The sequence below is a fragment of the Telluria aromaticivorans genome (assembly GCF_013003915.1).
GTDB classification, from domain to species: Bacteria; Pseudomonadota; Gammaproteobacteria; order Burkholderiales; family Burkholderiaceae_D; genus Telluria; species Telluria aromaticivorans.
Genome location: NZ_JABAIV010000011.1, coordinates 39,088 through 53,302, shown reverse-complemented (window position 1 = coordinate 53,302; position 14,215 = coordinate 39,088). Strand labels below are relative to the sequence as shown.

Sequence of the window (14,215 nt, the reverse complement as noted above, 5' to 3'; positions counted from 1 at the left end):
GTCAGTGCGTTCACGTGGAGTCGGAGTAGTCATGCTGTTTCATCCTACCCCATCCGTGTATCCGGCGTCGCGCCGGCGGCTGTACACTCTGCCTGTCAACCTTTTGAAAGCAACCCATATGTTTGCAGCAGTCGACCTCGGGTCGAACAGTTTTCGCCTGCACATCGGCGAGCCAATCGATGGCGAGATGCGCATCGTGCGCAGCGCGCGCGATCCGGTGCGTCTGGCCGCCGGCCTCGACGCCAGCAACAACCTGACCGCCGAGGCGATCGAAGCAGCGCTGCGCAGCCTGGCCGGATTTGCCGACATCCTGGGCCAATACCGGCTCGACAGTGTGCGCGTGGTAGCCACCAATACCCTGCGCGTGGCGCGCAATGCGCCCGCGGTGCTGCCGCTCGCGGCCAAGGCGATCGGCTATCCGATCGAAGTCATTTCCGGCGAAGAAGAGGGCAGGCTGGTCTACATGGGCGCGGCGCGGGCGCTGGCCGACCCCAATGAACAGCGGCTGGTCATCGATATCGGCGGCGGCTCGACCGAGGTCATTGCCGGCACCGGCGACGAAATCGTGCTGGTCGAGTCCTTCAGCATCGGCACCCAGCCGCAGGCATCGAATTTCTTCCCGGACGGGTGCATCGACGCCGCCAGGTTCGACGCCGCCACCATGATGGCGCGCGCGATGTTCGAAGATATCGCACCGGCCTACCTTGCGCAGGGCTGGAGTGCCGTCTACGGGTCGTCGGGCACGATGCGCGCCATGGCCGACGCCATCGCACGCAATGGGCTCGGCGACGGCACGATGTCGCTGGCCGGCGTGGGTGCGCTGCGCGATGCCCTGGTTGGGTTCGGCGAGGTCGACCGGGTCGAGCTGCCGGGCTTGAAGCGCGATCGGGTGGTGGCGGTGCTGGGAGGAGTCAGTATCCTGCTCGGGGCCATGCAGGAGTTCGGTATCGAACGGGTTGGCACCGTCAACGCCGGGCTACGCCTTGGCGCCTTGTCGGACCTGGAAATGCGCGCCCAGCAGCACGACCGGCGCGACCTGGCGATCGTAGCCTGCATGGAGCGCTTCGGCGTCGACGCCTCGCGCGCGCGGCGCACCGCAAGCATCGCCCTGCACCTGTATGGCCAGTTGGGCGCCAGCGATGAGAGTTGCCTGCACTACCTGGGCTGGGCCTGCATGCTGCATGAAATCGGCCTGGCGGTATCGCACTCGGGGGCGCACAAACACGGCGCCTACCTCGTCGAGCACGTCGACCTGCCGGGGTTCACCACCCGCGAGCAACGCCTGATGGCCACGCTCGTGCTGGGCCAGAAAGGTAACCTGCGCAAAATCCGCGAGGCCTTGTCCGAGCCGGCCCTGGTGCGCATGGTGCTGGCGCTGCGGCTGGCGGTGGCCTGCATGCACGCCCGCGTCGACGATGAACTCGGTGGCTTCAGGCTGCGCATGAAAAACCGGATCGACGTCGAGCTGGCGCCGGACTGGCTGCGGGTCCACCCGACCATGCGCTACTGGCTGGACCGCGAAACTGAGGCGTGGGAAGAGGCTGGCCTGGTGTTCCAGTTCAGGGAAGCGTGAGCTGAATGCCGATCAGCCAAGAGCCGCCGGTTATTCGTAGGGTGGGCTATTCGTAAATCAGGGCATTGCCCTGATTTACCTTGCCCACGCGTTCAAACTACAGTGCTGCAGCCCGTGCGCCGGCTCATATTGCAACTATCACCGCGTGGGCGTTCGTAATTCCGGCCATTGGCCAGAATTACCCCGCCCACCCTACGGTCCTCACTCATCGACCGGCATTGGCCACGTAACGGATTTTTCACTAATTAAACAGCCTTGGGTTGCAGCGAAGCCTGCCCCTCAGCGCAGCTTGCCGATCAGCTCCGGACCCACCGCCAGCCGGATGAAGGGCAAATTGTCCTCCGCGTCCGAGCCCTTGATCCACAGCACGCTGGCCTTGCGGATCTTCCACGGTTGCTTGGTGCCCGCCAGGATCAGGGCCGCCAGTTCGCCCAGCTGCGGCTGGTGGCCGATCAGCAGGGCAGGGAAACGGTGGTCCGGCCAGCCGCAGGTTTCCAGCATGCGTTCGGGCGTGGAGTCCGTGTCCAGCGCTTCGTGGACCGTGTAGCGGCGCCCGAGCCCGTCCGCGGTCTGCAGGCAGCGCTTGGCCGGACTCACCAGCACGCGGCATTGCTCCGGCAATTGCTGCGCCAGCCAGGCCCCCACCCGCGCCGCGTGGCGGCTGCCCTTCGAGGTCAGCGCCCGCTTGGCGTCAGGCTCCCCGGCTTCGGCTTCGGCGTGGCGCCACAGGATCAGGTCCATGTTCGTTCTCCTTTTGGGGGTCTTCGCTGGCGCTTGCGCCGAGCATCTCCATCAGCGCCTTCTGTGCTTCATAGGGCTTTTGCCCGGAGCGCGGCTTGCGGCGCCGGTATTGGCCGTTGCTGTCCAGTTCCCAGGCGCTGACGTTGTCGTTCAGGTAGGGCTGCAGGCCTTCGCGCAGCAGGCGCTTCTTCAGCGCGGGGGAGCTGACCGGGAAAGTGATTTCGATCCGGCGCAGCAGGTTGCGGTTCATCCAGTCGGCGCTGCTGAGGTAGATGTCGTGCTTGAGGTTGTTGCGGAAATAGAAAATCCGCGTGTGCTCCAGGAAGCGCCCGACGATCGAGCGCACCTTGATGTTGGCCGACAGGCCCGGCACGCCCGGGCGTAGCGAGCAGGCCCCGCGCACGATGAGGTCGATCTTCACGCCGTCGCAGGAGGCATCGTACAGCGCGCGGATCACGGTTTCGTCGGTCAGCGAATTCATCTTGGCGATGATGCGGCCCGGCTTGCCCTCGCGCGCGATCGCCCCTTCCTGCAGGATGGCGCGCACCAGTTCCTTTTGCAGCGAGAACGGCGCCAGCCACATGCAGCTGAGCTGCTTGGGCTTGGTCATGCTGGTCAGGTGGATGAAGACTTCGTTGACGTCGGCCGTCAGCGAGGCGTCGGAGGTCAGCAGGCCGATGTCGGAATAATGGCGCGCCGTGGCCGGGTTGTAGTTGCCGGTGCCCAGGTGGGCGTAGCGGCGCAGGCCGCTCGCCTCGCGCCGCAGCACCAGGGCCATTTTCGCATGGGTCTTGAGGCCGACCACGCCGTAGACGACCTGGGCGCCGGCCGCTTCGAGCTTCTCGGCCCAGTTGATGTTCGCCTCTTCGTCGAAGCGCGCCATCAGTTCGACGATGACCGTGACTTCCTTACCGCGCTGGGCGGCGCTGATCAGGGCTTCCACCAGCTCGGAATTCATGCCCGCCCGGTAGATGGTCTGCTTGATCGCCACCACATTGGGGTCGCTCGAGGCGGCGTGGATGAAATCGAGCACCGGCTGGAACGACTGGAACGGATGGTGCAGCAGCACGTCCTGGCGGGCCAGGGTGCCGAAGATATCGTTCGGGTTGAGCTTGGCGGGGAAGCCGGGCGCGTAGGGTGCGAACTTGAGTTCGGGCTGGGAACTGGTATTGACGATTTCGAGCAGCCGGCCCATGTTGACCGGGCCGTCTACCGCGAACACGCGGCTGTCGTCGATGCCGAACTGCTGGCTGAGGAAGCCGGACAAGTGGGCCGGGCAGTCGAGGCCGACCTCGAGCCGCACGGCAAAGCCGTACTGGCGGCTGTGCAGTTCGCTTTGCAGCGCCTGGCGCAGGTTCTTGACTTCTTCTTCGTCCACCCACAAATCGCTGTTGCGCGTGACCCGGAACTGCGACGAGGCGACCACTTCGCGTCCGGTAAACAGCTCGGGCAAGTGGGCCTGGATCACCGAGGACAGCAGGCAATAGGAGGCGCCTTTCTGGTCCGACAATTCGTCCGGCAGGCGAATCACGCGCGGCAGCACCCGCGGCACCTTCATGATGGCGATCGCAGTGCCGCGCCCGAACGCATCCTTGCCCGACAGCTCGACGATGAAGTTCAGGCTCTTGTTGATCACGCGCGGGAAGGGGTGGGCCGGATCGAGGCCGACGGGCGTGAGCAGCGGCCTGACTTCCTTGTCGAAATACTGCTTCACCCAGGCCTTCTGGGCCGGATTGCGGTCGCTCCGGCGCAGCATGTGGATACCGTTTTCCGACAGGCGCGGCAGGATCTCGCTGTTCAGCAGGCCATACTGGCGGGCGATCAGGCGGCGGCATTCCTCGCTGGCGCGCAGTAGGGTGGCGGCCAGGGGTTCGGGCATCCGTTCCAGGCCGCGTTCGATCGCATGCTGGGCCAGCAGGCTGGCAACCCGGACTTCGAAGAACTCGTCCAGATTGCTGCTGACGATGCACAGGAAGCGCAGCCGTTCCAGCAGCGGCACCCGCTCGTCCTCGGCCTGGGCCAGCACGCGGCGGTTGAATTCAAGGAGGGAAAGTTCACGGTTCAGGAACTGGGCGCCGCGATCGATCAGCGGCGTGGCTTCCGATTCTTCGTCTTTCACTTTCTTGTCCATTTTGCGCCGCGAATTCATATGAGAATGCCAGTGTCGTTGCCAAATATGACAGGCTCGTTACATCGTGCCCGGCCCCGTCGTTTCGATACCCGAATGATCCCTTGTGGTACAGCATAGCGCAAGCTGTCCAGCAGGGCTGCCATCCGTGTGCGACGCTCCCGGGGAGCCTGCCGCACGCCGGCCGGCGTCAGCCCATCGGTGGCGGGCATTCCGGGCACGGCGTGGTATCGTTCCCCATTCGAACTCCCTGCCGTTAAGCGCCGATAAAAGGAAGCCCATGCATCCCTCGAACATCGTCCTGCTCGAATTCCACCCCGAACGCGATGACCTCTGTCCCGGCAAGGAATTGCGCGACGGCCTGTCGGTCGTGCTGCGCATGGGGCAGACGCTCTGGGTCGCCAACGACGAATCCATCAGCATCGAACGCTTGAGCCTGTGCGAGGAGGACAGCTCCGGCCGCAGCAGCTTTACCCAGGGCCACCGGCAATATGCACTGCACGATTATTTTGCCCTGCCGATGCCGCCGCATGGCGAGACGCCGGACGACATCAACGAGGCCGATATCGAGGGCCTGGCCAGCGACGGCAAATACCTGTGGGTGACCGGCTCGCACAGCCTGCGCCGCAAGCAGCCGAAGGAGGGCGACGGGGTGAAGAAGGCCCACAAGCGCCTGGCCTCGGTCAGCACCGACGGCAACCGCTACCTGCTGGGACGCATCCCGGTCGTCGAGGAAGACGGCGCACCCTCGCTGGCGCGCGCCAGCACCCACAAGGACAAGCGCCGCTCTGCGGCGATGCTGCGCTGCGACGCCCACGGCAACGAGCTGACCGCGCTGCTGAAGGACGACGAGCACCTCGGCCCCTTCCTCGCCATTCCCGGCAAGGACAACGGCTTCGACATCGAGGGACTCGCCATCGCCGGCAAGCACCTGCTGCTGGGCCTGCGCGGCCCGGTGCTGCGCGGATGGGCGGTGATCATCGAAGTGGCGCTGGTGGACGACGCAGAAGAAGGCTGGCTGCGCCTGGCGCCGGTCGATGACGAGGGAAAGCTGTACCGCAAGCATTTCCTCGACCTGAAGGGACTCGGCATCCGCGACATGTGCATCCGCGGCAAGGACCTGCTGGTGCTGGCCGGGCCGACCATGGACCTGGACGGGCCGGTGTCGGTGCTGTGCTGGCGCGGCGGCGCGGCCCCCGCCAGCGAATGCGTGGTGCCGGCCGACGCACTGGAGCGGGTGCTGGACCTGCCTTTCGGCCAGGGCGTCGATCATCCGGAAGGCATGGCCTTGTTCAGCTGCGACGGCGGCAGCACGGAAGCGCTGCTGGTGGTGCACGATGCGGCATCGCCGAGCCGGCAAATCGGCGAGAGCACCCTGGTGGCCGATGTCTTTGCCTTGCCGCCGCGCGGCAGGCCGCGCAGCAAGGGCAAGTGAAGCGCGCAGCGCGCGGCTAGCGCGCCAGCATCGACTCGACCAGTTCGCATCGGGCTGCCGAGGTCACGGCGCCTTCGGCTATCGCTCGGTCAAGCGCGCCACCGGCCTTCTCGTCGGATACGAATTGGACGGCGAAACGAACGGGTTGCCTGGACAGCGGCACGATGACGAATCCCTGCTTGTTCCGTTCCTTCATGAGGGCGCAGCTCCCGCGCAGCAGGAACATCGATTTTGCGGCCGCACTTCCCGAGACCTGCACCGCTTCGACCGTCGACGATGTGTCGCGCCGTTCGGTCTCTTGGAAAACCATGGCGGGCTGGTTCCAGCCGGCAGGTGCTCCCGCATGGGAGGTCATGCGAAACAGCGGCGTCTCTCCTCCCAGCGCCGGCAGGGCGGCAAGGAATGCCAGGGCGATATGCAAGGTCTGGATGTTCATCATCAGCTGGGCGAGGAGGGTGAGTCGGGCAATCGGTGTTCGCGATTGCCGGATGCTCTCATTCCCGCTGTGCTGCCGCAACGACGACCGGCAATGGCTCGATAATCGCATCCTGGAGTACAGGATTGCGCTACCTCGTCATCCCATCGAGCTTAATCTGGTCGCTTCCACTTCACGGTAGGTCATGGTGCACGATTCCAGGGGTGATTGAACAAGGCCCTGGATACAGACCGCGGCCACTTCAAATTCCTCGAAATCTCACCGAGCCCGCGCAGGCGCTGGCGTCGATCGCCTCTGTTCGCTTCCGTACAGATCGATCATGCAGTACAGCGCACACTCCGGCTACTTGCTTTCAAAGCAAAAGCGCATTGCTGCTCCCTCCCTCATTGCCGGGCCGGTTCCACGGTCTGCGCAAGCCCCCCACGTCAGGAAATCATTATGTCGTTAAACCACGCAATCGTCTGGCTCGACCAGACCGAGGCCCATGTCATCCATTTCAGCCGCAATGCGGCCGAGTCCGAAGTCATCAAGACGACCTCGCAACACAAGAAGGATGGCGTCCCAGGCAACAACCGCGCCGTCGAGAGCACCGGCTACATGGACGACGTGGCCGCAGCGCTGATGCCGTCGAAGGAGATCCTGATCGTCGGTCCAGGCCAGGAAAAGCTCCACTTCATCAAGCATCTCAACAAGAGCCATGCCGGGATCGCCGACAAGGTCGTCAGCGTCGAGACGGTGGACCACCCAAGCGATGGCGAACTGCTGGAATACGCGCGCAAGTATTTTGCCAAAGAAGACCTGAGCAACTGATTGCCGCCTTGTGCGACAAAAAAACGGCCCCGAGAGGGCCGTTTTTCATGGGACATCCACGCCAGTCCAGCTTCGATGTGATCTGCCACAGAGCATCGGCGATTTGAACGCGCGGCCGGCGAAGCCGGCCACCCTACATTTTCATGCTAGCTGAACAGCATTACCCCGAGAGGGCCGTTTTTCATGGGACATCCACGCCAGCCCCTGCAGGAAACCGGGAAACGCGCGAGAATGACGGCCTCTCTCCAGCAGGCGCTACCAGCATGATCCATCCAGCTTCCCCGGTCCTTCCCCGTCACGCCATCAACCCGGCGCCGCTCGGCGTGGCCTTGGTCATGATCGTTCTGGGCGCGTGGTACCTGGCCAATAGCGTCGGCTGGCGCCAGTCCGCGCTGTTCGTGGTCGGCGCACTGCTCGGCCTCGCGCTCTACCATGCGGCCTTCGGCTTCACTTCCGCCTGGCGGGTCTTCATTGCCGACGGCCGCGGCGCCGGCCTGCGCGCGCAGATGCTGATGCTCGCTGTCGGCGTGGCGCTGTTCTTCCCGGCCCTGTCGGCAGGCACGCTGTTCGGCACACCGGTCAGCGGGCTGGTCTCGCCGGCGGGCACCTCGGTGATCGTGGGCGCCTTCATCTTCGGCATCGGCATGCAGCTGGGCGGCGGTTGTGCTTCGGGCACGCTGTACACGGTGGGTGGCGGCAGCACGCGCATGATCGTGACGCTGCTCTTCTTCATCATCGGCTCGGTGATCGCCACCGCCTACATGCCGTTCTGGTCTTCGCTGCCGCAACTGGAGCCAATTTCGATGGTCAAGTCGCTGGGCGTGGCGCCGGCGCTGGCGCTGAACTGGGCCGTGTTCGCGCTGATCGCCATCATCACGATCGTGGTCGAGAAGCGCCGCCATGGCCAGCTGGTCGCCTCGCACCTGCAGCCGGCGCATTCCTCGCCATGGCTGCACGGTCCGTGGCCGCTGGTGGCCGGCGCGCTTGCACTGGTGGTGCTCAACTTCGCCACGCTGGCCCTGTCGGGCAAGCCATGGGGCGTGACCTCGGCCTTCGCGCTGTGGGGCGCCAAGGCGGCATCGAGCATCGGCATCGACACCGCGAGCTGGGCCTACTGGTCGACCAAGGCGAATGCCGCCGCGCTGGCGGCGCCCATCTCGCAGGACCGGACTTCGGTGATGGACATCGGCATCGTGCTCGGCGCGATGGCGGCGGCGGCGCTCGCGGGCCGCTATGCACCGGTGTGGCGCCTGCCGCTGCGCTCGCTGCTTGCAGCGGTGGCCGGTGGCCTGCTGCTGGGTTTCGGTGCGCGCCTGGCGTATGGCTGCAATATCGGCGCCTATTTCAGCGGCATCGTCTCGGGCAGCCTGCATGGCTGGCTGTGGCTGGTGGCGGCCTTCTTCGGCAACGTCGCCGGTACCCGCCTGCGTCCCCTGTTCGGGCTGGAAGTCGAGCGCCTGAAGCCGACCGCGTGCTGAACAAGGCGGGGCGTCGGGGAGTGCATGTGGCCTGGTGGCCGATGCTGGTCACGTGAGAGCCGCAGCTGACTCGTAGCGTGGGCGGGGTAATTTCGGGCAATGCCCGGAATGACGAACGCCAACGCGGTGATAGTTAGCGCAGGAGAACCGCGCCGCATCCGTGCTACCGCTGGTTGAACGCGTGGGCAAGGTAACTCAGGCCAATGGCCTGAGTACAAATTGCCCACCTACGATTTACCGGCGATTCTTAAGTGACCGGCATTGCGCCTAGCGCCCGAAATGCCCGTACAGCCCCAGGCACAGCTCGACAAAGATGAGCAGCAGGATTGCCTGCTCGAGCCGGTGCGAGCTGTGGTAGCGCATGGTTTCCACCAGCGTCTCGGAAGTGTGGGACAGCGTGGTGAGCTTGCGGTCCAGCGCCGCGGCGCGGTCGTGCAGCTCGTAGTCGCCCTCGAGCCGCGCGTACAGGCCCGACAGCCCTGGGTTGTCCCACAGCAGGTCGGGCCGGTCGAGCACTCCGGCGCGGCCGTTCAGGCGGTTCTCGGCCAGCAGCATGTTCCCGACCGTCTTGAGCAGCTCGGACGGTTTCGCGGAAAAGCGTCCGTCCTCCGCCAGGTCGCGCGCCAGAGGCTCGCTCAGGTCGAAGTCGCGCGCGGCCCGGCGTTCCTGGAAGGACAGCATGGTCGCCTTGGCCATGACCTCGGCGATCAGCTGCAGCCGCAGGCGGTCGGCGTTCTTGATCTTGATGTCCTGGCCCGACGGGCCTTCTTCTTCGTCCGGGCTCACGCAGACCCTGGCGGTTTCCTCCACCTTCAGGTCGGCAGCGCCCGACGCATGCGGCGAGACGGTTTGCAGCAGGTGTGCCTTCTCGTCCTCGGTGGCGTTGAAGAAGACGATGGCGCCATAGCGGAAGATCGCCGCGATACCGCCTTCGGCAAGCCGGATCGTGAAAGGCGATTTGCCGATGATCTCGAAACCCGAAATGGCCCTGACGTCGATCCGCTCCGCTGCCATGATGGCGTGCGCCGTGAACTGGAGCTGGGCGATCGCCGGCCGGTGGTGGGGCAGCTTTTCCGTGTTCAGGTGCAGGCCGGGGCGCGTGCGTGGACGCGGGTTCCAGTGAATCTGCTTTTTGCTTGGGTGGCTATCCATACTATTTTGCTTGCTTGAATGTCGACGTCGAACAAGGTAGGGACTTCCGATGCAGAAGTCTTCAACTGCGCTGTCGAGCCGGTGTTGTCAGATGCATCATGATATCCGAAGCCGCAGGCGCACTGTGTTCTCATGGAAAAAACGCATGCCAAAAAAAATCCGGCGCGGGGCCGGATTTAAGTGCACGCCAGGGGATTAGCGGCACGCTTAACTGGTGCTGGTTTTCATGCCACGCCAGTCAGGGCGGTCCATTGCCCGGCGCACCGGGCAGTCCGCTGGCAGCGCTGGTCCGCAGTTCAGGGAAGAGGTGGCTTCAGGCGCTGCTCGAACGGAACCGGGAACGGGAAGCCCAATACCACGGCTTGCCCACGAACGCGGTTCCGCGCCTGGCATTTCTTGATGCATGTCGTCGCCGGTGGTGCAACCTCGACGGCATCTTCGCCCATGACCTGGCCCATGCGCCCGCCGCTGGCGACCATCCAGCGCGACAGGCGGCCGCAGTGACGGACTTCTTCGAAGGTGCCGGTGCGCGTGCGTATCTGGTTGACGCAACTCGATTCATCGATGCGCTCCGCCACCTGGGCGCTGTCGCGCCCTACGAACTTGCGCGAAAAATCGTTCCCGAAATTGATACGCGACGGAACAGTAATGAAGGTTTCCTTGTAAGGGACACGGTCGCCCTCGCGTTGCCTGAAATTGCCGTTATCGAAATAGAACGCTTCCGCGGCCAGCACATGGGTGAACATGGTTGCCGTCTGGTCGGCACGCTCCGGCTCCATCTGGAACACGCCTCCCTGGGCGCAATCCTTGGCCTGGACTTTCATGGTAAGTCCCGGCCCCTCGCGCAGGATTTGCAGCGATTCTTCTTTCAGTTCCAGTTCAACGGCACCCGTCAGCACCAGGCCGCGGTGGTCCGGAAGCTTGCTGTCGAAGACCGGCGTACGCCTGCCGCCAGTGATGTCGAGGCGGTTCGCCGCACCGGTCAGGGTGTAGTTGAAGATGCCGAAGCTCGCTTTATCGATATCGAACTCGACGTATTTTCCACGCACCGTGATGACACCGCCACTGCCGAGTGCATCGATGGGGAGGTCGCGGTCCTGTGGGGCCCGCAGTCCCGCTACCGTAAATCCGCCGCCTTCGCAGCCGTCGGAGGACGCCGCGCTGGCCTCGCCCGCAAACCCCGACAGCAAGGCCACTGCCAGCAAGGCAAAAATAGAGTTGCGGAGCAATTTTCTTCGATCTTGCAGGATTTGCGGAGCACGATGAGAGCATGCGGCAGGCTGATTGGCGTACATGGGGGGTCTCCTGATGTGGTGAGTGGCTACGGCAGGAACATGAGCAAGTCGCGTGCCACGCCCGGGTCACGGCGTCTGAGGGGCATTCCTGGCCTGCTGTGACAGTTGCGTTGGCTCGGCTGGACGCGCGCTGGGGATTTCCCCCACCCATTGGGCCATATCCCCCAACCAGGCCTGGCGCGCTCTTGCAAGACCGGTGCTGGCTGGTCCGGCTGCTCCCCGCGCTGGCGTCGTGTAGCGCAGTCGAAGAATACTTCCGAGGAGGGATGCGATAGCGACCACAGCAGGCGTAAGATGAGTCAACGCGTGTATTTACGTCGCTGTGCGCATGCGGGCCTTGTCCGGCTTCGGAGTCATCAGGCCCGTTTCACCCTTGCGAAAGCCGTCATCGTGAATCGCATTGACACCTCGGCCGGCAGCCAGTTCGACCTCATGCGTCGTTTTTTGTTGCTGAGCCTGATTGCGATCTGCCTGGCCTCGGCAGTCTCGGCTGCCTTGATGTCGCGTTTCCTGACCCATCGGCTGCTGCAGCGCGATGCCGAGCTGACCAGGGATTTCGTCCAGAACATCGTCAAGATCGAATTGGGAAGAGGCTATTCCCTCGAGCAGCCCGGGGCCAGCAAGGCACTTGTCGAATTCCTCAAGCACGTTGCCGCCATGCCCGACGTCGCACGCGCAAACGTGTATGGCAAGGACAGCACCCTGCTGTGGTCCAGCGAGCATGGCCTGGGGCAGGGCAGGAAATATGGCGACAATCCCGAACTGGCGGAAGCCCTGAAGGGACATCTCGAGATCGAAAGCGGCGAAGTCGGCGTGGAAGCCACGGCCAAGGCGGAGCACCTGAATCTCGGGAAATCGCATATGCGCTTCGTCGAGATGTATATCCCGATGCGCGATGCCGGCACCAATGCGGTGATCGGCGTCGTCGAGGTATACCGCATTCCCTCCGCGCTTTCGCAGGCAATCGAGGCCGGGACGGTGTGGACCTGGATGATTTCCGCCGGCGTCGGCATCTTCCTGTACCTGGTCCTGTTCTGGATCGTCCGGCGCGCCGACCAGCTGATCCGTTCACAGCAGGAGCAGCTGATCGAATCCGAAACTACGGGAGCGCTCGGGGAAATGGCTGCCGCGGTGGCCCATGGAATACGCAACCCCCTGTCCTCGATCAGGTCGTCCGCCGAGTTGTGGCACGACGCGCCGGGCGCCGTTGGCGGCGAGGCCGCCGACGATATCATCGCGGAAGTCCAACGCATCGAGCAGTGGATCCGCGAGCTCCTGACCTATTCCCAGTTGCCTGACTACCGGACCGAAGTGGTGAAGCTGCAGCCGCTTATCGCGCAATGTATCGCCGGCTTCGCACGGGAAGCCGAGCGCCGGCGGGTCACGATCGATGTATCCCTGCCGGATGAGTGCCTCGAGATACGGGGAAATGCCCCCTTGCTCATGCAGGTATTGAACAACCTGATCTGCAATGCACTGGAGGCGATGCCTCCGCAAGGCGGGGCCATCGCCATCGCCACCCACAGCAATGGACGACACAGGGAAGTCGGCATCGAGATCGGGGACACCGGTTCCGGCATCGCCCCTGAAGACCTCGGCAGAATCTGCCAGCCGTTTTTCACGACCAAGACCAAGGGACTCGGCGTGGGCCTGACGCTTGTCCGGCGCACTGTCAAGCGGTTTGGCGGGCGCGTGCATATCGAAAGTGCCTGGGGCAAGGGCACCGTCATTACCCTTTATCTCTTGACGGTGTGACCGATGACGCGCGCCATACTGATCATTGAAGACGAACTGGTCCTGGCCAAGAATATCAAGGCCTACCTGGAGCGACACGGTTATGAAGCAGTGGCGGTGGATTCGGGAGAAACGGGCATCGCGCGGCTCGATACCTTCCTGCCCGATGTGGTGTTGCTCGACTTTCACCTCCCCAAGATGAATGGGCTGGAAGTGCTGTCGAAACTTCGCATCAAGATTCCGTCGATCAAAGTAATCATGCTCACCGGCCACGCAACCGTCGAAGTTGCCGTGCAGTCGATGAAACTGGGCGCCTTCGACTACTTGGCCAAGCCGGTCGTGCTCGGCGAGCTCAAACTGCTTCTCGACCGGGTCGTGGGACAAGAGCGCGTAGAGAAAACATTGGATTACATCCAGGCCCGGGAAGCCAGCAAAAGCGAACTCGGGAACCTGTTGGGCGAATCGCCGCAGATGCTTGCGCTGAAGGAAAACATCCGGCGCCTGGCAGAGGCCGAGTGCTCCTTGCTCGACAACGACCTGCCCACGGTGCTGATTACCGGTGAGACGGGGACCGGCAAGGAACTCGTGGCCAGGGCAGTGCATTTCGAGGGAGCGCGCAAGGCCCAGCCTTTTATCGAACTCAATTGCGCATCCATTCCGCCACAAATGCTCGAAGCCGAGCTGTTCGGGTATGAACGTGGGGCATTTACCGATGCGCGTGCAAGGAAGTATGGCTTGATCGAAGCTGCCGAAGGCGGCACCCTGTTTCTGGATGAAATCGGGGAACTCGAGCTGGGAGTGCAGATCAAGTTGTTGAAGGTACTGGAAGAGAAGAAAGTGCGCCGCCTCGGCGGCCTGCGCGAGTACTGTATCAACTTCCGTGTGATTACGGCGACGAACCAGGACTTGCAGCAGCGGGTAGCGGAAGGCATGTTCCGGTCAGACCTGTATTACCGGCTGAAGATGGTGCACCTCCCCATTCCTCCCTTGCGCGCGCGCACGGGAGACATCCTGCTGCTGGCCAACGCGTTCCTGGCAATGCACGGAGCGCGTTACCGCAAGCGGGAACTGTTTTTCACCGCCGACGCCCGGCAGGCCCTGCTCGACTGGCACTGGCCGGGGAACGTGCGTGAACTGCGCAATATGCTGGAACAGATCGCGGTGATGGCGCAGCGCGATGCCGTTACCGCGGAAGATCTCCTGCTGCCGCCGGCGTCGGCCGGAAACGAGCGTAGCGCGCCTGCCGCCCTCGCGGCTGGAGCGGACGTGGAGCAGGCCTTGAACCTGCAAGGCATCGAACGCCAGTACCTGGTCGCTGCCCTTGGGAAGTCCGAAGGAAACGTGACGCAGGCGGCAAAAATGCTGGGCTTGTCGCGCGACGCCCTGCGTTATCGGATTGAAAAATATAGCCTCAAGAGCAGCGTGCAATAGCG

The 14,215-nt window shown here is 63.8% G+C and carries 11 protein-coding genes; 6 read left to right on the top strand and 5 right to left on the bottom strand.

Annotated elements, in window-relative coordinates; translation table 11 throughout:
* Nucleotides 1–118: 118 nt before the first annotated feature.
* On the top strand, nt 119–1,573 hold the full coding sequence (locus HGB41_RS21670; RefSeq protein WP_171088384.1) for a Ppx/GppA phosphatase family protein: 1,455 nt from the start codon (nt 119–121) through the stop codon (nt 1,571–1,573).
* A 279-nt stretch (nt 1,574–1,852) separates the two neighbouring features.
* On the opposite strand, the gene HGB41_RS21665 is transcribed toward HGB41_RS21670, so the two are convergent.
* Nucleotides 1,853–2,314, bottom strand: coding sequence for a SixA phosphatase family protein (locus tag HGB41_RS21665; protein WP_171088383.1), 462 nt, complete (start codon nt 2,312–2,314; stop codon nt 1,853–1,855).
* The gene (gene ppk1, locus HGB41_RS21660) at nt 2,265–4,445 is read right to left on the bottom strand and encodes a polyphosphate kinase 1 (protein ID WP_171088382.1); all 2,181 of its coding nucleotides are present in this window, start codon (nt 4,443–4,445) and stop codon (nt 2,265–2,267) included. Before ppk1 ends, HGB41_RS21665 begins: the two co-directional genes overlap by 50 nt.
* Before the next feature lie 277 nt (nt 4,446–4,722).
* On the opposite strand from ppk1, the gene HGB41_RS21655 reads away from it, so the two are divergent.
* Nucleotides 4,723–5,877 (top strand): DUF3616 domain-containing protein, encoded by a 1,155-nt coding sequence (locus HGB41_RS21655; protein WP_171088381.1) that lies wholly within the window; start codon nt 4,723–4,725, stop codon nt 5,875–5,877.
* A gap of 16 nt (nt 5,878–5,893) precedes the next feature.
* Here the strand turns inward: HGB41_RS21655 and HGB41_RS21650 are convergent, their stop codons facing one another.
* The gene (locus HGB41_RS21650; RefSeq protein ID WP_171088380.1) at nt 5,894–6,316 is read right to left on the bottom strand and encodes a hypothetical protein; all 423 of its coding nucleotides are present in this window, start codon (nt 6,314–6,316) and stop codon (nt 5,894–5,896) included.
* 435 nt (nt 6,317–6,751) lie between these two features.
* Between HGB41_RS21650 and HGB41_RS21645 the strand changes: the two genes are divergently transcribed.
* On the top strand, nt 6,752–7,123 hold the full coding sequence (locus tag HGB41_RS21645) for a translational machinery protein (protein WP_171088379.1): 372 nt from the start codon (nt 6,752–6,754) through the stop codon (nt 7,121–7,123).
* Between the two features lie 263 nt (nt 7,124–7,386).
* Complete coding sequence (locus tag HGB41_RS21640) at nt 7,387–8,601, top strand: YeeE/YedE family protein (protein WP_171088378.1); 1,215 nt, start codon at nt 7,387–7,389, stop codon at nt 8,599–8,601.
* A gap of 267 nt (nt 8,602–8,868) precedes the next feature.
* Here HGB41_RS21640 and HGB41_RS21635 read toward each other — a convergent pair whose 3' ends face one another.
* Nucleotides 8,869–9,753: an RMD1 family protein gene (locus HGB41_RS21635; RefSeq protein WP_171088377.1), complete on the bottom strand. Its 885-nt coding sequence runs from the start codon at nt 9,751–9,753 to the stop codon at nt 8,869–8,871.
* A 296-nt stretch (nt 9,754–10,049) separates the two neighbouring features.
* Entirely contained in the window at nt 10,050–10,982 is a 933-nt protein-coding gene (locus HGB41_RS21630; protein ID WP_229423165.1) for a hypothetical protein, read from the bottom strand.
* A 360-nt stretch (nt 10,983–11,342) separates the two neighbouring features.
* Here HGB41_RS21630 and HGB41_RS21625 point away from each other — a divergent pair, with 360 nt between their 5' ends.
* Nucleotides 11,343–12,803, top strand: a complete 1,461-nt coding sequence (locus HGB41_RS21625) for an ATP-binding protein (protein ID WP_171088376.1) — start codon at nt 11,343–11,345, stop codon at nt 12,801–12,803.
* 3 nt (nt 12,804–12,806) lie between these two features.
* Nucleotides 12,807–14,213 carry a sigma-54-dependent transcriptional regulator gene (locus HGB41_RS21620; RefSeq protein WP_171088375.1) on the top strand — a complete coding sequence of 469 codons (1,407 nt, stop codon included), beginning with the start codon at nt 12,807–12,809 and terminating at the stop codon, nt 14,211–14,213.
* Nucleotides 14,214–14,215 lie beyond the last annotated feature (2 nt).